At 46.0% G+C, this 20,565-nt stretch carries 24 protein-coding genes and 1 pseudogene; 13 read left to right on the forward strand and 12 right to left on the reverse strand.

Going from position 1 to position 20,565, the window contains the following annotated elements; genetic code table 11:
* Positions 1-51: 51 nt before the first annotated feature.
* From AYW76_RS12130 to AYW76_RS12165, 8 genes are all read right to left on the reverse strand, one after another.
* The gene (locus AYW76_RS12130; RefSeq protein ID WP_067220412.1) at positions 52-252 is read right to left on the reverse strand and encodes an addiction module protein; all 201 of its coding nucleotides are present in this window, start codon (positions 250-252) and stop codon (positions 52-54) included.
* An 84-nt stretch (positions 253-336) separates the two neighbouring features.
* On the reverse strand, positions 337-960 hold the full coding sequence (locus AYW76_RS12135) for a hypothetical protein (RefSeq protein ID WP_067220415.1): 624 nt from the start codon (positions 958-960) through the stop codon (positions 337-339).
* 23 nt (positions 961-983) lie between these two features.
* Complete coding sequence (arsJ, locus tag AYW76_RS12140; protein WP_067220419.1) at positions 984-2,201, reverse strand: organoarsenical effux MFS transporter ArsJ; 1,218 nt, start codon at positions 2,199-2,201, stop codon at positions 984-986.
* A gap of 198 nt (positions 2,202-2,399) precedes the next feature.
* Positions 2,400-3,416, reverse strand: a complete 1,017-nt coding sequence (locus AYW76_RS12145) for an ArsJ-associated glyceraldehyde-3-phosphate dehydrogenase (protein WP_067220423.1) — start codon at positions 3,414-3,416, stop codon at positions 2,400-2,402.
* A gap of 54 nt (positions 3,417-3,470) precedes the next feature.
* Positions 3,471-3,707 carry a thioredoxin family protein gene (locus AYW76_RS12150; protein ID WP_067220426.1) on the reverse strand — a complete coding sequence of 79 codons (237 nt, stop codon included), beginning with the start codon at positions 3,705-3,707 and terminating at the stop codon, positions 3,471-3,473.
* Between the two features lie 8 nt (positions 3,708-3,715).
* Positions 3,716-4,705: a permease gene (locus tag AYW76_RS12155; protein ID WP_067220429.1), complete on the reverse strand. Its 990-nt coding sequence runs from the start codon at positions 4,703-4,705 to the stop codon at positions 3,716-3,718.
* Between the two features lie 49 nt (positions 4,706-4,754).
* On the reverse strand, positions 4,755-5,129 hold the full coding sequence (locus AYW76_RS12160; protein ID WP_156489072.1) for a metalloregulator ArsR/SmtB family transcription factor: 375 nt from the start codon (positions 5,127-5,129) through the stop codon (positions 4,755-4,757).
* 85 nt (positions 5,130-5,214) lie between these two features.
* Positions 5,215-6,138 (reverse strand): LysR family transcriptional regulator, encoded by a 924-nt coding sequence (locus tag AYW76_RS12165; RefSeq protein WP_067220433.1) that lies wholly within the window; start codon positions 6,136-6,138, stop codon positions 5,215-5,217.
* Between the two features lie 382 nt (positions 6,139-6,520).
* Between AYW76_RS12165 and AYW76_RS12170 the strand changes: the two genes are divergently transcribed.
* Positions 6,521-6,925, forward strand: a complete 405-nt coding sequence (locus AYW76_RS12170; RefSeq protein WP_067220436.1) for a hypothetical protein — start codon at positions 6,521-6,523, stop codon at positions 6,923-6,925.
* A gap of 68 nt (positions 6,926-6,993) precedes the next feature.
* Here AYW76_RS12170 and AYW76_RS12175 read toward each other — a convergent pair.
* Positions 6,994-7,628: pseudogene (locus AYW76_RS12175) on the reverse strand (IS30 family transposase).
* A gap of 193 nt (positions 7,629-7,821) precedes the next feature.
* On the opposite strand from AYW76_RS12175, the gene AYW76_RS12180 reads away from it, so the two are divergent.
* Both AYW76_RS12180 and AYW76_RS12185 read left to right on the forward strand, forming a co-directional pair.
* Positions 7,822-8,313 (forward strand): hypothetical protein, encoded by a 492-nt coding sequence (locus tag AYW76_RS12180; protein WP_067220440.1) that lies wholly within the window; start codon positions 7,822-7,824, stop codon positions 8,311-8,313.
* Between the two features lie 211 nt (positions 8,314-8,524).
* Positions 8,525-9,016 carry a hypothetical protein gene (locus tag AYW76_RS12185; RefSeq protein WP_067220443.1) on the forward strand — a complete coding sequence of 164 codons (492 nt, stop codon included), beginning with the start codon at positions 8,525-8,527 and terminating at the stop codon, positions 9,014-9,016.
* Positions 9,017-9,119: 103 nt separating this feature from the next.
* Here AYW76_RS12185 and AYW76_RS12190 read toward each other — a convergent pair whose 3' ends face one another.
* Complete coding sequence (locus AYW76_RS12190; RefSeq protein ID WP_067220447.1) at positions 9,120-10,211, reverse strand: NADH:flavin oxidoreductase/NADH oxidase; 1,092 nt, start codon at positions 10,209-10,211, stop codon at positions 9,120-9,122.
* Between the two features lie 160 nt (positions 10,212-10,371).
* Between AYW76_RS12190 and AYW76_RS12195 the strand changes: the two genes are divergently transcribed.
* The 5 genes from AYW76_RS12195 to AYW76_RS12215 all read left to right on the forward strand — a co-directional run bounded on the left by AYW76_RS12195 (position 10,372) and on the right by AYW76_RS12215 (position 12,957).
* Entirely contained in the window at positions 10,372-10,704 is a 333-nt protein-coding gene (locus AYW76_RS12195) for a DMT family transporter (RefSeq protein ID WP_067220451.1), read from the forward strand.
* 79 nt (positions 10,705-10,783) lie between these two features.
* Positions 10,784-11,173 carry a hypothetical protein gene (locus AYW76_RS12200; RefSeq protein WP_067220455.1) on the forward strand — a complete coding sequence of 130 codons (390 nt, stop codon included), beginning with the start codon at positions 10,784-10,786 and terminating at the stop codon, positions 11,171-11,173.
* 158 nt (positions 11,174-11,331) lie between these two features.
* Positions 11,332-12,219: a DMT family transporter gene (locus AYW76_RS12205; RefSeq protein WP_067220458.1), complete on the forward strand. Its 888-nt coding sequence runs from the start codon at positions 11,332-11,334 to the stop codon at positions 12,217-12,219.
* Positions 12,220-12,240: 21 nt separating this feature from the next.
* On the forward strand, positions 12,241-12,588 hold the full coding sequence (locus AYW76_RS12210) for a DUF6404 family protein (protein WP_067035007.1): 348 nt from the start codon (positions 12,241-12,243) through the stop codon (positions 12,586-12,588).
* An 18-nt stretch (positions 12,589-12,606) separates the two neighbouring features.
* Positions 12,607-12,957 (forward strand): putative quinol monooxygenase, encoded by a 351-nt coding sequence (locus AYW76_RS12215; RefSeq protein ID WP_067220462.1) that lies wholly within the window; start codon positions 12,607-12,609, stop codon positions 12,955-12,957.
* Here AYW76_RS12215 and AYW76_RS12220 read toward each other — a convergent pair whose 3' ends face one another.
* Positions 12,958-13,848 carry a diguanylate cyclase domain-containing protein gene (locus tag AYW76_RS12220; protein WP_082866209.1) on the reverse strand — a complete coding sequence of 297 codons (891 nt, stop codon included), beginning with the start codon at positions 13,846-13,848 and terminating at the stop codon, positions 12,958-12,960.
* Positions 13,849-14,295: 447 nt separating this feature from the next.
* A complete protein-coding gene (locus tag AYW76_RS12225; protein WP_082866210.1) occupies positions 14,296-15,837 on the reverse strand; it encodes an ABC transporter substrate-binding protein in 1,542 nt (513 codons plus the stop codon).
* A 298-nt stretch (positions 15,838-16,135) separates the two neighbouring features.
* Here AYW76_RS12225 and AYW76_RS12230 point away from each other — a divergent pair, with 298 nt between their 5' ends.
* The 5 genes from AYW76_RS12230 to cyoD all read left to right on the forward strand — a co-directional run bounded on the left by AYW76_RS12230 (position 16,136) and on the right by cyoD (position 20,555).
* Complete coding sequence (locus AYW76_RS12230; RefSeq protein ID WP_067034996.1) at positions 16,136-16,519, forward strand: hypothetical protein; 384 nt, start codon at positions 16,136-16,138, stop codon at positions 16,517-16,519.
* A 158-nt stretch (positions 16,520-16,677) separates the two neighbouring features.
* Positions 16,678-17,640, forward strand: a complete 963-nt coding sequence (cyoA, locus tag AYW76_RS12235; protein ID WP_067034993.1) for a ubiquinol oxidase subunit II — start codon at positions 16,678-16,680, stop codon at positions 17,638-17,640.
* Positions 17,640-19,616: a cytochrome o ubiquinol oxidase subunit I gene (gene cyoB / locus AYW76_RS12240; protein WP_067220469.1), complete on the forward strand. Its 1,977-nt coding sequence runs from the start codon at positions 17,640-17,642 to the stop codon at positions 19,614-19,616. Before cyoA ends, cyoB begins: the two co-directional genes overlap by 1 nt.
* Positions 19,617-19,618: 2 nt before the next feature.
* Positions 19,619-20,227 (forward strand): cytochrome o ubiquinol oxidase subunit III, encoded by a 609-nt coding sequence (gene cyoC / locus AYW76_RS12245; RefSeq protein WP_067220473.1) that lies wholly within the window; start codon positions 19,619-19,621, stop codon positions 20,225-20,227.
* Position 20,228: 1 nt separating this feature from the next.
* Positions 20,229-20,555 carry a cytochrome o ubiquinol oxidase subunit IV gene (gene cyoD / locus AYW76_RS12250; RefSeq protein WP_067220477.1) on the forward strand — a complete coding sequence of 109 codons (327 nt, stop codon included), beginning with the start codon at positions 20,229-20,231 and terminating at the stop codon, positions 20,553-20,555.
* Positions 20,556-20,565: the final 10 nt, after the last annotated feature.

Consider the following 20,565-nt stretch of genomic DNA (forward strand, 5'->3'; position numbering starts at 1 on the left):
GCTCGGTTCCCGAGCGAAGGTGTTGGTTCTACCCAAAAACTCTGTAAGTCATTACTCTTCCATAAGTTGCTTTTTAAGTAAGTGCCATTCTGTGCCGACTTTCTGATCATTTTCAAATGCAGCGGAGCGTGCGTCTAGGATGACTTTGTGTTCATCATTGATAGGCGCTGACGATTGCTCTTGGTAAGCACTTTCCCAAAGCTCTTCGGCAAGGCGAACTTTTTCTTCTGTGGAAAGGTGATTGATATTCATAACGATAAACCCAGTCAGTGTTCTTTGGTAAGCTGCTAAGCCAAACTATGGATACTGTAAAAATTTTACACGAAGTCTCGATGTTCAGTTATTAATAACTTTGACCTCATTGATCCTTCCTCTGATTTCCTCGCAAGCTTGGTTTATTGATTTCAAAATGTCTTCACAGTTCTTTTTTGCTTCTTCAAAGTACTCCTTTTTACTTCGCTCAATATACTCGAAATCTATGCGCTCATCTCGGCATAGTTTAAGTATATTGCTGAGTGACGCGTAAACACTTGGTGAGTAAAAGGGCTTATTTTTTTCAACTGTACTCAAGAACTTATTAAATGGCTCTATAAATGCAGATACTCTCTCTTGCATTCTGTCTTCTTTAGACTGGGCGGGGTCGATGTAATCAAACACTGGACGTAAATTTAGAGTAGCTGCTTGTAGATCCACTAAATTATTCCAGACATCTCTATAAATTTGAAATTCATAATCAAATTGAGCTTTATCAATATAAATAGCTCTTTGAAGCTCTGCATCAAGCTTTTTATTGGTCTTAGCTAAGTCACTCTGTAAAGCAGCAACCTTTATTTGGAAGTTGTGTTTAATCTCTTCAGTCGCACGAGAAATTAATAGTTTTCCAATAAGCCCAAATAAGGCTGAAAGTACTATAGTAGCACCGCCTAATAAAATTAGAATGTCATTAAAAATTTCGACCATATCAATCTCTAAGTTCTAAATATTTAACAGATTTTGTTTCTTGGCAATCCCACTGATATCAACGCGGTCAAAGCAATAAACCCCGCCGATACCCATAAACACACGGCTAAGCCGTAATCTTGATACAGCCAACCAGACAGTAGGGTGCCGATGAGGCGTCCCATGGCGTTGGCCATGTAGTAAAAGCCCACGTCGAGGGAGACGCCGTCTTTGCCAGCGTAGCTGACGATCAGGTAGCTGTGTAGGGAGGAGTTGATGGCAAACACGGCACCGAAGGCAAGCAAACCTGCGATGACGGCGAATTCAATCTGCCAACCGAAGGTCAGCGCTAAGGCAATCGCCGCAGGGATCACGCCAAGAGCCAAGGCCCAGCCGAGGGCTTGGCGGCCATCGGGGACTTTGCCAGACGCCTTGCCGGTAAAGCGTGGCGCAAAGCCTTGGACGATGCCGTAGGCAATGATCCAAAGTGCTAAGAAGCCACCCACGTACCAATGGTCCCAGCCAAAGGTACTGGCTAAGAAGACAGGCAACGCCACGACAAACCACACATCCCGCGCACCGAATAAGAATAGGCGCGCCGCAGAAAGGTAGTTTACGGCGCTACTTTTCGAGAAGATGTCGCCAAATTTTGGCTTATTCTTGGCTTTTCCGAGATCTTTCTTAAGCGAGATGAGGCTTGCGATCCACACCAAAGTCAGCGCAACGGCCATGCCTAAGATCGCGCCTTTAAAACCAAACAGACTCAGTAGCGCACCGCCAAGAAAAAATCCCACGCCTTTTAGCGCGTTTTTAGAGCCGGTGAGCAGCGCGACCCATTTGTACAGCTGGCCTTGAGCCTCGCTAGGCACTAACAGCTTAATCGAACTTTTCGCGCTCATCTTGTTTAAGTCTTTGGCAATACCCGACAACGCCTGCGCGCCCATGACCCAAGGGACGGTTAAGAAACTCGCGGGAACCAGTAGCATGCTTAACGCCACAATCTGCAAAAACAGCCCGATATTCATGGTACGGTTTAAGCCAAGACGCGCCCCAAGCCAACCGCCGACGAGGTTGGTGATGACGCCAAAAATCTCGTAAAACAAAAACAGCATGGCGATTTCGAGGGGGCTATAACCCAACCCGTAGAAATACAGCACCACCAACATACGCAGCGCGCCATCTGTGAGGGTAAAGGCCCAATAGTTCCCTGTGACCACCATATATTGGCGGATCGCTGGCGAAAGATTAGCTAACAGTGTCATGAAACTTTCCAAACATGATGTGTGATGCTTATTAGAGACGCTTGAGTTATGACAAGCACCTAGCCCATGGATGGGCGATCCGACCGTTATGCACAGGGATGTGCGTCGGTCGGTGCTGTCATAACCAAGTGTCGATACTCAGAGTGACTTATAAAGCAGACAAACCAAATCGTAGGCTGGATTTATCGCAACAGTCGACTATTGGGATGCCTGATCCAAGCGACCAACCATACGCATTAGCTCAGCGGTACGGTTGGCGTAGCCCCATTCGTTGTCGTACCAAGCATACAGCTTCACTTGTGTACCATTGATGACCATGGTTGAAAGGGCATCAATGGTGCTAGAGCGAGGGTCGGTTTTGTAATCCACCGACACCAATGGGCGTTCTTCGTAACCTAAGATGTCTTTTAGCTCGCCTTCCGCCGCATCTTTTAGGAAACCGTTTACTTCCGCTTCAGTGGTGGGGCGGCTGACTTCAAACACACAATCCGTCAAAGAGGCATTTGCTAAGGGCACGCGTACTGCGTGGCCGTTTAGCTTGCCTTTGAGTTCGGGGAAAATATGCGTGATCGCCGTTGCTGAGCCGGTCGTGGTTGGGATTAAGCTCGATCCGCAGGCACGGGCGCGACGTAGGTCTTTGTGCGGTGCATCCAAGATGGTTTGGGTATTAGTGATGTCATGGATGGTAGTCATGGAGCCGTGTTGGATACCCAGCTTTTCATGAATGACTTTGACCACTGGCGCAAGGCAGTTCGTGGTGCAGGATGCGGCGGTGACGATTGGGTGCGTCGCAGGATCGTACAGATCATGATTCACGCCCATCACCACGTTGAGCACGCCGTCTTCTTTCACCGGCGCCGTCACCACAACACGTTTCACACCCTGGTCTAAGTAGGCTTGCAGCAAGGCTTGGGTTTTCATCTTGCCACTGGCTTCGATCACTACATCACAGTTTGACCAATCGGTATCACCGATGGCTTTGTTCTGGGTGCAAGGGATACGCTTACCATTGATGATCATCTCATTGTCTTCAGAAATGGCTTCATGGTGCCAACGGCCGTGAACAGAGTCGAACGTGACGAGATGTGCCAAGGTCGTTGCATCACCGGCAGGATCGTTAATGTGGACAAACTCCACATCGTCCCAATCAAACGCTGCACGAAAAGACAGTCGCCCCATGCGACCAAAGCCATTTATGCCTACTTTAATTGTCATAGTGTTCTCGCTCTAACCTTTAAGAGGGTATGTCATTAGATGGTGGGCGGCGGCTTACGCCGTTAGCCATTCTTTTACTTGATCTGTATGTGGAATAGAGCCTGAGTGTTTCAGTTGCTCGTCAATCACCACAGCTGGTGTGCTCATGACACCGTACTGTAAGAAAGTTTGTGCGTCGGTTTCTTTACTAACGTGCACCTCAACACCTTGTTCAGAGGCAATGCGTTCAATCAGTTCTGCGGTTTTTTGACACTTCGTACAACCATTGCCTAACACTTTGATTTGTTTCATTATGCACCTCACAAAAATGCTGAAAATCCATTAAATAGCCACCCCACAAGGGTGAATGACAGAAGCAGCATGGCAAACACCGTCGCGAGCAAACGCCACTGCATCACTTGCTTCAATAGAATAAACTCTGGGAAACTGGCGGCTACAGTACTCATGCAAAATGCCAGTGTTGTACCAATAGGCAAGCCATTCACGATCAGGCTTTCCATGACCGGAATCACGCCGGTTGCGTTGGAATACAGAGGAATACCTAAAAGAACGGCGGCTGGGACGGACCACCATTGACCGTCGCCCAAGTAATGCTCGATCCAGCCATCGGGCACAAAGCCATGTAAGGCTGCACCTAAACCAACCCCGATGATTACCCATTTCCAAACACGGCCGAAAATTTCCAGCGTTTCGTCTTTGGCAAAGCGATGACGCTCAGTAAAAGACAATTTCTCTTTCTCTTGAGTGGTTTGTAATGGTGCGTTTTGCCCAGCTTCCAGCGCTTTTTTAGCAAACGACTGCAACCAGCGCTCCGCTTTGATCGCATCTAGGAACGCCCCGCCGATAATGCCCACTGTCATACCAACGACGACGTATAAAAGCGTGAATTTCCAGCCCAATAGACTCATTAACAGCAGAATGGCGACTTCGTTGATTAGCGGGGACGTCAACAAGAAAGACATGGTGATGCCAACGGGAATGCCTGCCGAGGTAAAGCCAAGAAAGACAGGGATACTAGAACATGAGCAGAACGGGGTAATGGCTCCAAAGCCAGAGCCCAATATGTAACCAACGCCTTTATTTTTCCCTGCTAAGTAATTACGTACTTGCTCGACGTTTAGGGAGGCGCGGAGCAGTGCGATGAAATAAATCATCACGACGAGCAAAACGTAGATTTTGCTGACATCTTCAATAAAGAAATGCACTGCGTCACCGAACTTTGAGTCCGGTGATAAACTCAGTAGTTCATAAGCCAACCAATCGGCGAATTGTGCGAATACTTCAAACATGGGGCATCCCCTTATGGGCTAACCGAGTACGAAAGTGAATGAAGCCTTGTTATGCACAACAGGTCTTTGCACGTTCTGGGCGGCTTCCCATGTGATCCAATCGAGCGAGGTCTGCTGCGCAGTGCTCAAGATTTTCTGCCGCGGTGACATGAAGGACTAACTTGCTCCAAGCTGGAAGCGCCTCGTTGATACGGTAGAACACCCATTGTCCTTGTCGACGATCGGTGAGTAAGCCGCAATTGCGTAATTGAGCTAAATGACGCGATATCTTTGGCTGACTTTCTTGCAGTGCTTCCATCAGTTCACAGACACACAGCTCGCCTTCGAGCTGAATCAACATAAGGCAGCGTAGTCGAGTCTCGTCGGCTAAGCACTTATAAAACTGTGTTGGGTTGATCTCGATCTCAACAATATCCCCTGACATGACGTATACCCTGTTTTTCGTTAAATATATGGTTATCCGTATATTCTAATTTAAAGATATATGAAATTTCAGATATTTAAAAGTGCTATTTTTCAGGGTAGTTAAGAGTGAACTCTTGAATTAGTTGGCGAACCCAGCGACGTAACGGATCGGCATGGGTACGTTCGTGCCAAACCTGAGTCAGACGAACGCTGGGAATGGATACGGGGGGAGTGTAAACCCGTAAATCTGGATGGTTTCGTTGCGCGGTTATAGCCACACTTTCAAAGCAGCTGGTGATGATTTGAGGGTTTTCGTTAATAATGTGCGCGGGTGCCAGATGGCTCGAAACCCCTGCGACGACATTACGCTTTTTACCTAACTTTTCCAGTTCGAGGTCCACGTCGCCGATTAAATCGCCTGATACAGAAATGACAAGATGCTCACACATAAGATAAGCATCCAGATCCAGCGTGTCAGTGATAAAGGGATTGTCTTTAGAAGCTAAGACTAAATAGTGGCGGTCGCCGATAAACTGCTGACGCATGGTATCGGGCAAACTGGTATAAAAGCCGGCAATGGCAAGATCACATTGGCCATTTTCGAGCTCCGCACGAGGCAACTCACCACGGGTGTTACGAATCACAAAACGCACATTAGGCGCTTGCTCACGCATGATTTTTAAGAGATGTGCCAAGGAACACATTTCAAAATAATCATGAGTATAGATCACAATCTTATCATTGCGTTGGCGAAAGTCTGGTTCAATTTGCGTAGCGTAGAACGCTTCTAAATTGGGCATTAATTCGCTCACTTCTTTCGCCAGCTCATGAGCTTTTGGAGTAGGAGTTAAGCCTCTTGGCGCCTTAATAAACAGAGGATCACGCCATTCGTCGCGTAGCTTGTTGAGTTTGTGACTTAACGCGGGCTGGCTGATGGACAACAGCTTCGCCGCGTGAGATGCATTGCGTTCTTGGTACAGCACGTGAAACAGCAGTAATAAATTTAAATCGCGACGAAAAATATTCATAACTCAGCCTTTAAAGCGAACAACGCGAGAAAAGGCCCGTGTTGTTGGAGGTTGTTTTTTTTGCGAGTTTTACGGCGTTTACAGGTAGCTTTAGTATCGGCGGCGGCGAGCTGGTTCATGGTCGGTAGAAATCGTAGTTTGCTTAAGTTGGCAAGATTGTCTCATGTTGCCGCTTTAATCGCATGTTCCCTAGATTGGCAGATCTGGCCGAACTGTTTTAGGAGTGGGGAAATGATAAATGTATGGTTAACGTAAAATTTAGAGAGTTAGGCGCTTAGCCTTTTCAAATTAATTTGAAAAGTTGTTATGATATTACCCCTTTAGTGAATTTTATATAAATATTTCGCTTTCTTAAGGTTTGGGTTTCAAAAAGGATTTTTAAATGAAATCAAGTTTTTCGTTGCTTTTGGTGGTGTTTTTCGCTGCTTTTAAAGTTCATGCAGGTAGTGTTGAAATTGATCCAACTGATAGTAAGGCGTTTTATCAGTTAATGCCTGTTTTGATATGTCATGATGAGAATTATCTAAGTTGTCAGGGTGATTCTACACCACGTGAATGTATTGAAGAAATGAAGGTTTTTCGAGATTCTTGCTATAAAGGTGATATGAGCACTGAAAAAGAATTAAGAAATGCGATGACATGTGTAGTTAAGAGGCATAGTAAAACGTCAACTATTCAAGAGTTTGGTGAGAAGTGTGGTGGCGGTATAGATCTAAACCTTACGAAGTTAGGTAAATATGTCGAGAAAAATTATACTCAGGAAGAAATTCGTCAAATGTTGGAGTGATTAATTTAAAAATGACTAGTAGAAATTATAAATCGCGAATTCAACTCCGAAGAGCATCACTCTCTAAATTACGCTGCACTTCGTAGTTCATCGAATACGACCGCAGGTTGTCTATATATAGCCAAGGTACATTCTTGGTCTAAGGTTTAGCGACCTTTGCTCCTTCGCAATCTCTTCATCGGCCACCGTTCTGAGGTCCGTTTCCTTAGGGATATATTGCCTCAGCAGGCCGTTAAAGTTTTCATTTAAACCACGCTCCTAAGAGGCGTAGGGATTAGCAAAATATACATCGGTTTTGAGCTTCTGGGCGATACTTTCGTGAGCGCAGAACTCTGTTCCGTTATCTGCGGTAATTGTCTCTTTGCACATAACCATAAATCCATTCATGGCTAACAGGTAATCCTACTAGGCGGCTTACGCCTGATATTTGTTCAGGGCTCCACTTGAGCGATAAGCCAAACTCAACATAGTTGATAGTTTTCTGTGAGATCTGACTTTTAGTTGCGCAGTGTCGTCTATGTTGGGCTCGTCGCTGTGCAACGTTTGGCTCGTAAGTGCCATTGATGGTATGCCGTCTCAACTCTCGGCTGATACTGGAATGGCTAACATTGAGTCGTCTGCCGATCTCTCTATAACTTAAATGTTGGCTCAGATAGGTTTGAATCTGGTATCGTTGTCCTTCTATCAACTGTTTGTAGCTCATGGTAATACTCTAATTGTTTGGCGACGTTAGAATACCACCTATGGGCAGTTGATCTCTCGCCACCTACTCAACCATGAGTGGTGCACTTATTATCTGGATTTGCGGACTATATGGTGGACAGTGCTCAAAGAATTGTAATTAAAACAGCTAACCATGTTATGAGCGATTTGCTAAATTCAGGCAGGAAACTCAAATGAAGATCGAAGAAGAGAAAGCCCCCAGTTTTACCTATTTTCTATGCGCAACGATTGCTCTATTTGCCTTTAGTATATTTGCAATAATAGGATTTTGGGACTTCTTTTATCACGTAATGGATCACCTTATCAACGATACCCCAACGATTATCTTTGATCGAGGTGGGACTTTTGGTCTTGGTTGCTTTATTGGACTATTATCATTGGCTGTGGGTGGGGGCATTGTTGGCGTTCAAGGGAAAACGCTCACAGGAAAAATCCAAAAGGTAATTACTTATGGTCTGGTAATTGGTATCTCGATCATGCTGTTGCTACCTATTATAAGTTCGATCGCGATTAGCGTGTACGCTAACAATATAGGGTATATTTCTTGTGAAGAAGCAGAGTATAAACCCTCTTGGCCGATCTATCGCATTATCTATTACACACAAGATGATGCGACCTGTACTGAGCTGGTTACAGAGCTTGAGGTTGAAAGGCCTGTTCTATAAATAACTGTCTATCATCGTTAGAAATAGCCCCAGTTGGGGCTATTTCTAACGATAAGTGATGGCATCTGTGTAAAGTAAATTAGATTTTTTTGGCTTTTAATGAGCTCCAGGAAACGGTCTTTGACTATATGGTGGACAGTGCACGAAGGATTGCAATTAAAGCGGCTAACCATATTGCCAACGATTTTCTAGGTGCAGGCAGGACACTAAAGTGAAAATTGAAGAAGATAAATCACCTAGTTCCACCTACTTTTTATGCGTAACGATTGCTCTACTTACTCTCAGTATCTGGGTAATCATAATGTTCGTGATGTTCTGTTATCACTTAATGGATCACTTTCTTAATGATACATCAGTTATCATGCTTAACCGAGGTGGCGCTTTTGGCCTTGGTGGTTTTATCGGATTAATATCATTGGCAGTTGGGGGTGGGATTGTTGGCGTATTGGGACAACCCCTCACAGAAAAAATAAAAAATATACTTGCTTATGGAATGGTAATTGGAATCGCGACAATGCTGCTGTTACCTATAATCAGTTCGATAGCCATTAGTGTGTATGCGGATAATAAGGGGTATATCTCCTGTGAAGACGCGGAGTATAAGCCCTCTTGGCCGATTTATCGCATCATCTATTACACAAAAGATGATGCGACCTGCATTGAGCTGGTCGAAGAAGTGGAAAGAGACAGACCGTTTCTATAAACCATAAGCGATGATTACCATAAAAATAGCCCCAGTTGGGGCTATTTTAGACTTAGAGGTTACGTTGTAGAGGTAAATCTATTGATAGAAGTGTTTAAGTAGGTTAGTAGCGTGCTAACCAATAGGCATATGGCGCAGGCAATACAGAAGACGCTTGCTCTTCCTCTAATGCTTTCGCTAGTTGGTAGGTGTAGCGTGGGTTAGCAAGGTAAGCACGGCCGATCAGTACTTGATCCAGTTGCCCTTCTACCACGGCACGTTCGGCGTCTTGTGGTTGATCAAACCCCCACGCAGAGGAAACCGGTAGACCTGTTTCACGACGAACGCGCTCAGCCACGTTGGCGAGCATAGACGCCCCCCAAGGGATTTTGACGTCGGGTGTTGAAAAGCCCACACTGACACTCAATAGGTCAAGTCCATTGTCTTTCAGTTGCTGAGCTAACCAGATAGATTCTTGCAGTGTTTCTTCGTCATGGCCATCGTATTCCAAGACACCAAAACGTGCGGTTAATGGCTGCTCTTGAGGCCAAACAGCGCGAACCGCTTTAAATGTGTCCAAGATAAACTTACTGCGACCTTCTTTGTCGCCGCCGTACTCATCGGTACGCTGGTTTGCATCGCGATTAAAAAAAGACTGAGCCAAGTAGCCATGGGCAAAATGCAGCTCGAGCCACTCAAAGCCTGCGTCTAAGGCACGTTGCGCTGCGGCGACAAAATCTTGTGTGACTCGCTCGATGTCCGCGCGGGTCATTTCTTTAGGTGTTTTTGGTAAGTTGGCACCAAAGGCTACTGCCGATGGCGCAATCGTGTCCCAGCCGCGCGGATCACCCTCAGCAAGATGATCATCACCATCCCACGGGCGGTTGGCGCTGGCTTTGCGGCCTGCATGGGCAATTTGAATGCCTGGTACGCTGCCATTTGCTTTAATGGACTGGGCGATTCTTTTCAGTTCGTTAGCTTGTTCGTCATTCCAAAGACCAAGGCAGTTGGGGGAAATACGGCCTTCGGGTGAGACGGCTGTAGCTTCGACGACGACCAGACCCGCGCCGCCGCGAGCGAGCTCGGCATAGTGCTGCTGATGCCAATCATTGGCAAGGCCGTCTTGATCAGCACTGTATTGGCACATCGGTGGGATACCTATACGGTTTTTTAGGGTAATGTTCTTTAGTTGAAATGGTGTGAATAACTGAGCCATGAAGCTGCTCCTCTTGTAATGGAGATAGCTGGCGAACGTGGGTTAGCCAGTGAGTAAGTGGCTCCTATGATAGGGCGTTATCATTATTCATAAATTGATATTTTTGGATAACAGTCATTTAAAATTCGAATATCTATTAGATGTTAACAAGGTCGGTGTTATGCAAACTTGGATTATTTTATTCGTGGCCATTCTTTCTGAAGTGATTGCCACCTCCGCCTTAAAAGCCAGCGAAGGGTTCTCTAAGTTGGGGCCAAGTGTGTTAGTTGTGGTGGGGTATGCGTTGGCGTTTTACTTTTTGTCGCTGACATTGAAAGTGATGTCGGTCGGCATTGCTTATGCTATCTGGGCAGGGCTTGGCATTGTCTTAACGGCGATTATAGGGTGGTTGATATTCGAACAGAAGCTCGACACCGCGGCTCTTGTAGGGATGGGGTTGATACTTTTGGGCGTAATTGTGATTAATTTGTTTTCAAACGCAAGTGGGCATTAATTCGTCGCAAACAGGATAGTGATTTGACCGACCTCAGCGTAATTTGCCATAAGTCAATTTGGCATATTAGAGGTATTCTATGTTTAGCTTATTAAGCAAATATCAATGCGCAAAAGAATTGGGTTTACCCATTGCTGCATTTATTGCATTGCTGCTATTTAGCGCAATTTTCACTTATTTCTGCCCTGAAAGTGGCTGGTCTACTTTCTTTGCCATTTTACCGCTTATCCCTGCTATTTGGGCGGTTCGCACGACCGTTCGCTTAGTCAAGCAAATGGAAACGATGTTGCAAGAACAGCAGCTTGTTAACTTTGCCACCAGCTTTGTTGTGGTTGGCTTAGTGACGTTCACTTACGGCTTCTTGTCTTGCTTTGCAGATTACCCAAGCCTGCCGCTGATCCTTGTCGCACCGCTGATGGTCGCTGTTTGGGTGGTAACGGATCTGCTAGCGAAGCGTCGCAACAAGTAATTCGTTCGGCGATCCCACTTTTCTTATGGCTGTAAAGCCATGTTTTTTCTGCCAAATTGCATTCCTCCCGGACAATAGGACAGCCTGATATTTGCAATAATCAGGTTGTCCTTGTGCAACAGTTGTAGCAAAGTAATGGCTTTTTAAGGACGATTAAAATGGCCAGCTTACTCAGTCTGTTCGCCCTCGCTGCACTGTGGGGAAGTTCTTTCCTGTTTATGCGTATCGCAGCACTGCCGATGGGCCCAGCGTTGATGATCGAAGCGCGTGTTGGATTGGCGGCTGTAACACTGTTGATCGTTGCTATCATTCTGCGCAAACGTTTATCGTTCTTCTCTCATGTTAAGCATTATTTTATTCTCGGCTTATTCAGTACGGCTTTGCCATTTATTTTGATTGCGTATGCCGCGCAGACGTTAAACGCTTCGACGCTTTCTATTTTGAACTCAACCGCACCAATATGGGGAGCGCTGATAGGTGCTTTCTGGGGACGAAACCCATTGACACGTAGTGTCTTGCTTGGGTTGGCGCTGGGAGTGTTAGGGGTCAGTGTATTGGTTGGAAAAGAGGCGCGATTGGTGGGCATCGATGCAATTGTTCCTATGTGTTGCAGTGTGATGGCAGCGTTTTGCTACGGTATTGCCACGAACTACACAAAAATCGCGCCAAAAGTGCCTTCGTTTAATAATGCTCATGGCAGTATGTGGGGGGCAACGATTCTGCTGTTGCCTTTGGCGTTGTTGATGCCTGCACGTGAGCCGATTACGTTAGACATTGGCTTGCCGGTCTTGGCGCTTGGTATCTTTTGTACTGGCTTAGCGTATGTGTTGTATTTTCGTCTAGTGGACGACATCGGCGCTGCTTCAGCATTGTCGGTTACCTTCTTGGTCCCCGTATTTGGTATCTTATGGGGGCATTTATTTTTAGGGGAACCTGTGGGCTGGAATACACTCATAGGTACTTTGCTTGTGCTATCAGGTACGTCTTTAGTCACGGGGTTTTCCGTTACTCGAGCCATACGTAATGTTCGCCGAGCAGACCAATAGAAGACAATTAAGGAGACGGTTTTGTCGTCGTTTAAAGAGCGTTTAGAAAAAGCGCATGCTGAGCTGCAGGCCCAGGGTGTGTGGCTATCAAACTACAAACCACCAATGTTTAGTTTGCTGCGTATGCTGGGTATTAAAGTCCCGCCGCCGTACTACATTGGCTTTCATTTGAATGCCATCATCGCTTTTTGGTATTTTGCGCTGATCATCTTCTTGGTCATGTACTTTGGCATTTTAGGCAGCTCAGATACCTTTCAAACTGCGATGGACAAAGCGCTGTTGTGGGGTTTTGTTTATGGCATAGGGATGGCGGTTTTTTATACCATTCGTCGCCGAAAATTATCACTCAGTGACTGGTCGTCGCTGTAACTATTTATAGGAATCTATATGTCTAGCAAAGTTTATTGTGTTGCGCAGTTCTTGCCAAAAGAAGGTCAAGAAAAAGCGCTGTTTGAAGTATTGCAAAGCCTTGAGCCAAACACCTTACGTGAAGATGGCTGTCTTCAATACCGTGTGACGCGACAAATAGCCAGCCCGTTTGCGGATGGCAAGAGTTTCCCAATTGCCTTTCACGAGCAATGGGCCGATATGGCGTCGTTTGAAGCGCACTGCCAGCGACAGGAAATCGCTACATTCTTTGAAAAGTACTGCCAAGCAGACGACGGCTTAGCAGCGGATTGGAATGTCTGTATTTACTCTGACGAGCCTGCTGATTTTGATGCCCCTGTGTTTGAGTAACTAAGACTTATTTTTCTGCGTGATGCGATCCGCGTTAATGACGCGATTTCGACCGTGTTGTTTGCCGTAATACATGGCTATATCAGCCCGTTCGATGACGCTGACTAAGGGCTCTTGGTGTCGTGCTAGTGCGACACCAATGGTCACGCTGATTTGAATCGTTGCGTCATCCTGATGAACAATTGGCGTGTGGTACACCGTATGTCGAATAAGCTCTGCCAGTGCTTCGGCCTGCTTAGCTTGCACGGCACACAGCATAATGATGAATTCCTCCCCGCCATAGCGGTACATCGATTGATCTATATTCAATACATCATGCATTCGCATAACCAACTGTTGTAACACGGTATCGCCCATATTATGCCCGTATAGGTCGTTAATCGATTTAAAGTGGTCCACATCGATAAACATTAAGGCTAATGCGCCAGTGCATTGTTGCTGCTGAGTGCGAAACTCTTGTATTAAGCGTTGACGTAACGGTAAACCGGTTAGGTTATCAATTTGGGTGTAATGGTAAATGGCTTGGGTTTTGAAGTAGGCCAAGTGATCGATCAGCTCGGCTTGGCAGCGCTCGAAGTGTTCTAAATCTTCGATATTGCCCGCCAGCCCTTGGCTGATTGGTCGTGCTAAATTTCGAATAGTATCGTGCATTTGCTGGTGCACGGTCACTAAACGTTGGGTTTGCTCGGCATTGATGGATGTAAACGTGATGAGGTGTTGCGCTAAAAACTGGCCAAATTGGCATAGATGGTGGGCATCGTTATGCATGACGTCATCATCCGGAAATGAGCGCAGCACGGTGCAGCGTAAAATCCTACGGCTCCACTCAAGGTGAGCTTGTTGCCCTGCATCAAGTGCGGTAACAAATTCTTGGAAATCGAATTTTTGCACGATTAGACCATAAACTAGATTTATGAAGGTAATGTCAGTTTATCTTAGCCCAATCGAATGATCTATCGTTTGTCGAAGTGGCTTGGTATTGTGCTAAGTCAGTACTGAAGCGCAGTGATCAGCAGGAAAAATGACCTAGAAGCCTTATTTAGTAAGGCTTCTAGGTATAAAACGTCGACCGGAATGTTAGCTGCTTTGCATGGCAATTCATAGAATACAAAGTATAAGGCGTACTTATCAAAACCACATTCCAGTCGCGCTGGGAGTAAGGCATACAGCAAGTTTCTGGTCGGCAGCAGAGTTCACATGTTTCACTAATACCGACGCTAAAACTACTGTAAGCAGGGTTGGTAAGCTAACCAAACCATAAATGTTATAGTATAACATTTATGGTGAAATGCAATACTTCTTTAAATGGAATGTTAGTACGCAGTCTGAGTGCTGAAATTATTGCGCCCACGTTAACTCATTTAAGTAATAGCTTCGTTCATACGGGTCAAAGCGGAATCCATTCAAGCGCTTGCTTACGGCCGTTTGTTGTACGTAGTAAGCGATTGGTATTACAGGCTTCTCGTCATAGATGACTTGTGCAATCTGCTGAGCTTTTTGTTTGTAAACGACAGGGTCGAGCTCAGTGACTAGAGACTTAAGTAGCGTTTGTACACTTTTATTGGCCCAATTCATACTGCCCCAGTCGCTGCCTTGAAGTGTACTGAAATCATCTATTAATACCGTTAGTGGGTCGGCGATGATTCCATAACTGCGCGAAATAAGAGCGGTTTCGAGCGAGCCATTTGAGTGAGCGATTGGGATGGCGCTGAAATGTTTGATTTCAATATTGAGCTTGATGCCGAGCTGTTTCCACTGATCTTGGATGACAGTAGCCACCTCAGCCAGTTCTGGACGGAGAGGGTAGGTCAACATGTCAATTTCAAAGCGCACTTCGTTTTTTTCGAGCCAACCATCTCGGTTTTTCGTCCAGCCTTGTTGTGTCAGTAATTCGCTCGCTTTTGCCATATCTTGCTGCATTGATGTTTCTGCTAAATACCAGTCGCCCATTGATGGCGGCATTAATTGGGCTGAAGCAGACTGGGGGGTTCGCAGTATTGCAATGGCAATACCTTGTCGGTCGATGGCAAGACTGAGGGCTTGGCGTGTCTTAATGTCCTTCAAATAAGGGTGCTCTGCATTGAGCTTAATCGCGACGGTGCGAGGCAGTTCGGAGCGCATGATATTGAGATTGGGCTGTCGTTGCAGTGTTCCAATGATAATCGGGTCTAAATCAAAAATAATATCGGATTTGCCGCTTCGAGCTTGCAGCATGCGGGCTTCGGTGCGAAGCCCTGTCAAATAGCGGGCATAAGGAATGGCGGCTTTTTTACCCCAGTAACGATCAAACTTTTTAACCACCAAACGATAAGGGGGGGTTATTTTGTAGGCCGAATAAGGCCCCGTGCCAATGAGCTGTGTCTCAATACTTTCTTGATCATAAGACTCTGTATCAATGATGCCGCTCGAATGGTGTGCTAAGATAGCTCCGAGTGGCTGGTAGGGGCTATTGAGAAAAATATCAATATATTGGTCGCTCTCTGAAGAGATAACCCTGACAGGAACGTTTCTCCAGACGCTGGCATGTTTCACAGCGTTATGTAAGGCTTTGACGACCGCCGCCGTTGTGAGCGTTTTGTCGTTATGAAAAACAACTCCGTCGCGCAGCGACAACCTCCAATGCGTGCCTTCCTCTAGGATTTGCCAGTCGGTTGCAAGTCCTGGTAGCAAATTGCCTTGGCGATCAATGTTCAGCAAGGTTTCGACCACTTGCATACGGGTAAACACATAGCCATAGCGTGACAAATCTAGATTCTGGAATTCAAAACTAGCACTAATATTGACTGTATTGGTCTGCGTAGGTTCAGCTTTTATCGATGCATTGGCCCCGAAAAATAGCGAAAACATAACGACCATAGATATCGCTTTTGAGAAAGACATGGTAATGGCGAGACCTTAAATTACATAAGTAATGTTCAATATACGTTCACTTAAAGATTATAGGCTTTAAATACGCATGAAAGATTTTCATGTTCTGAATGCACTTTAAGCGACGTATAACAAAAAACCAGTGTGTTTATGAATAATAGGCTGGTTGAGATGTTTTTTCTGAAATTTTGAGTGGAGAGATTGTGAACTAATGTGTACAATTTTCGGTCGAAATTCTGATTTAAGTCAAAATTGATTATATAATGATCAATTCTGTTCTGTCACAAGTCAACAACGTAGGTATCCGATAGTGGATGATAAACAAACCAGCAACATGATGAGCAATTTTGGCGAGCTACGCCAGCCTCTTCAGTCTCTGAAGTGGGCGGCTCGTTTGAATGCGTTTGTTTTAGCTGTCGTCGCGGTGAATCTGATTATTTTTCCGCTCGGTGGCGCTTATGATCCAAGTGACTTTTTCCACACGGTCTTCAAAGACCTTCCGCTTATCTCCCTGTATGCCTTCTTTGGCATGATCAGCCTCTTTGTGTTTGTCTACTGGCTATTTATGCCTAGTGGGCAATTTGTGTTGCCGGAAAGAAACCGTCGCAACATAAAGCCACCGCGTCAGGTGGTTATTCGACAAGCCAACTACCGTAAGGTATCTGCTTGTCGTGCACCTCCCGTTTCTGCTTAAAGAGTTTTGCGGATTAACTAACGACTCATCCGAGTTTGCGGTTAGTCACGTACTCTTTGAGTGCACGCATTACTCCCGCGCGGAAAAGTTACCGGCCTGAGCCGGTCTGAAATCCTGTCATCGTTTCGATGTCAGCCTACGTCAATCTGGGTTAGAGGATGAATCTCTTGTTAACTCGTAACTTAAGTAAAGTCGCTTTGGCAGCACTAGTAGCATTACTAGCTGGTTGTCAGGGTGGTGTGCTTGACCCGAAAGGACAAATCGGTGTGATGGAGAAGGAGCTGATTATTACAGCTACTATCCTAATGCTGCTTGTTGTGGTTCCGGTGATTCTCATGACTCTTTACTTCGCGTGGAAGTATCGCGAAGGTCGTGGTGAAGCATATGAGCCAAAATGGTCACACTCCACAAAAATTGAAACCGTAGTATGGGTTATTCCAATTATCATCATTGCGATTCTTGGTGTAATTACTTACAAATCAACGCATGCGTTGAACCCGTACAAGCCTATCGAATCTGAAGAAGAGCCGATCACTGTTGAAGTGGTATCTCTTAACTGGAAATGGTTATTCATTTACCCAGATCTTGGTATCGCTACGGTAAATGAGTTGGCGTTCCCTGCGAATGTTCCTGTGAACTTCAAAATCACGTCTGCCGGAACAATGAACTCATTCTTCATCCCACAATTGGGTAGCCAAATCTACTCTATGGCGGGCATGGAAACGAAGCTTCATTTGATCGCAGACGAACCGGGTACGTTCAAGGGCATTTCAGCAAACTACTCTGGTCATGGCTTTACAGGCATGAAATTCGAAGCGATCGCGACACCAACGCGTGAAGACTTCCAAGAGTGGGTTGAAGGCGTTAAAGCTAGCGGTGAAACACTGTCTACTGAACGTTATGAAGAGCTTGTTGAGCCGACTGAATACCACCCAGTCGAGTACTTTGCATCGGTTAAAGATGGCTTGTACTTCGATATCATCTGGGAATACATGGGCGATATGGGGCGCATCGATTTCTACGGTAAGCCTGAATACGGTGCACAGCTTCCTGAGGGCGTAATCCTTCCTCAGCGTGAGCAAAAGAGTACTACCCATGAAGCTGAGGAGGCCTCTCACTAATGAATCTTCTAGGTAAATTGTCTTGGGATGCGATCCCTCATGACCCAATTGTCCTAGTTACCCTTGCTATCGTAGCGATTGGTGGCGCGGCATTGTTCGTGTTCATGACGTTGGCGAAGAAATGGGGCTGGCTATGGCGTGAATGGTTGACGTCTGTCGACCACAAACGTTTGGGTATCATGTACATCATTCTTGCGTTAGTAATGCTGGTCCGTGGTTTCGCGGATGCCATTATGATGCGTACACAGCTCGCTGTGGCAACCAATGGTTCGGAAGGTTACTTACCACCGCACCACTATGACCAGATCTTTACGGCACACGGTGTCATCATGATCATCTTTATGGCGATGCCATTTATGATCGGTTTGATGAACATTATCGTGCCACTACAGATCGGTGCGCGTGACGTTGCCTTCCCATTCCTGAACAACCTATCTTTCTGGTTGGCAGTGTCTGGTGCGTTGCTAGTAAACATCTCTCTAGGTCTTGGTGAATTCGCGATGACAGGTTGGGTAGCTTACCCACCATTGTCAGGACTTGAATTCAGTCCGGGAACCGGGGTGGATTACTACATATGGGCGCTGCAGATATCCGGTATCGGTACCACTCTAACGGGTGTGAACTTCTTAGTCACTGTACTTAAGATGCGTGCACCGGGCATGAAGTTGATGGAAATGCCTATCTTTACTTGGACCTGTACTTGGGCCAACGTATTGATCGTAGCGTCTTTCCCGATCCTGACGGCTGCGCTAGCCATGTTGACGCTTGACCGTTACTTGGATTTCCACTTCTTCACTAACGACCTTGGCGGGAACTCGATGATGTATATCAACTTGTTCTGGGCATGGGGTCACCCTGAAGTATATATCCTAGTACTGCCAGCATTTGGTATGTTCTCGGAAATCGTATCGACTTTCTCGGGTAAGCGATTATTCGGCCACAAGTCAATGATTTACGCCTCCGGTGTTATATCGCTTCTAGGCTTTATCGTATGGCTGCATCACTTCTTTACCATGGGGTCGAGCGCGAACGTTAACGCCTTCTTCGGTATCATGACGATGATCATCGCGATTCCGACTGGTGTGAAGCTGTTCAACTGGCTATTTACTATGTACAAAGGTCGCATTCGTATGACTGTGCCAATGTACTGGGTAATGGGTTTCATGATCACCTTCTCTATTGGTGGTATGACAGGTGTATTGCTTGCCATCCCTGGTGCGGACTACGTATTGCATAACTCTTTGTTCCTAATCGCTCACTTCCATAACACGATTATCGGTGGTGCAGTGTTTGGTTACCTAGCGGGCTTCGCTTTCTGGTTCCCGAAAGCAATGGGCTTCCACCTAGATCCAAAACTGGGCAAGGTGTCTTTCTGGTGTTGGTTCATCGGCTTCTTCCTAGCATTCATGCCACTTTACGTGCTTGGTTTCCTAGGTATGACGCGTCGTCTAAACCATACAGACAACCCAGACTGGAACGTTTGGTTATACATCGCAGCAGTCGGTGCGTTTGTCATCGCTATTGGTATCGCAGCGTTCGTTCTTCAATTGATTCTTGGCTTCAAGAACAAAGACAAGAACTTGGACAAAACTGGCGATCCATGGAATGGCCACACTCTAGAATGGTCTCTAGCGTCTCCACCACAGTTCTACAACTTCGCGAAAATTCCGCACGTTGAAGACTTGGATGCGTTCACTGACATGAAAGAGAAAGGCACAGCGTACCAGCGTCATGCGAGCTACGAGCCTATCCACATGCCAAGCAACACCAATGCAGGTCCAATCATGGGTCTACTAGCGACAGCTATGGGCTTTGCCTTGATCTGGCACATTTGGTGGTTAGCTGGTGCAAGCTTCATCGGCTTGATCGTTGCCTTCATTTTCCGTGCTTACGCAAGTAATACTGATTACTACGTACAGCCTGATGAAGTAGCACGTATCGAGAATGAACACCTAGATAACGTGGCGAAGGGGTAATCATGAGTACTTCTGCAACTGCGCATCACGATGCGCACCATGACGAGCACCACGATACCGGACGTAATACTACGTTAGGTTTCTGGATTTACCTGATGACGGACTGCATTCTGTTCTCGTGCTTCTTTGCGACGTACGCAGTGCTGTTCATGAACACCGCAGGCGGTGTTTCTGGTAAAGATATTTTTGATCTTAATCTGATCGCAGGTGGTACGGCTGCACTATTGTTGAGCTCGATTACATTCGGCTTTGCAATGATCAGCGCGTACAAAAAGAGCAAAGGCGGCACGCTACTTTGGTTAGCTGTGACGTTCTTGTTCGGTGCGACCTTCATCGCGATTGAGCTTTACGAGTTTAATCACTTGATCCATGCGGGTCACGGGCCAAGCACAAGTGCGTTCCTAACGGCGTTCTTCTCGCTGGTTGGTTTGCACGGTTTGCACGTAACTGCCGGTCTACTATGGATCACGATTATGTTTATCGATGTTGCTAAGCGTGGTCTTAAAGACCGCACTGTAACTCGCTTAGGTTGCCTAAGCTTGTTCTGGCATTTCCTAGACGTAATCTGGATCTGTGTATTCTCTTTCGTCTACCTAATGGGAGCTATGTAAAATGAGTCAACATGATCACGATGCGCATTCTCACGGTAGTAGCGTAAGCTCATACGTAGTCGGTTTCGTACTGTCTGTTATCCTGACTGTGATTCCATTCTGGGCAGTGATGACGGGTGCGTTTGACCGTGCCACATTGTTCGCGGTAATCGTTGTAACAGCCGTGGTTCAGATCGTTGTACACTTGAAGTACTTCTTGCACCTAAACTTCACTAAAGAAGGCAAGATCGATACTTTATCGTTCATCTTTACAGCCATCGTTATCGTAATGGTCGTAGCGCTATCCATCTGGATTATCTACGAATCTGTTCTGATGATGATGTACTAGGCGAAGAAGC

The sequence above is a fragment of the Marinomonas gallaica genome (genome assembly GCF_001639745.1).
GTDB classification, from domain to species: Bacteria; Pseudomonadota; Gammaproteobacteria; order Pseudomonadales; family Marinomonadaceae; genus Marinomonas; species Marinomonas gallaica.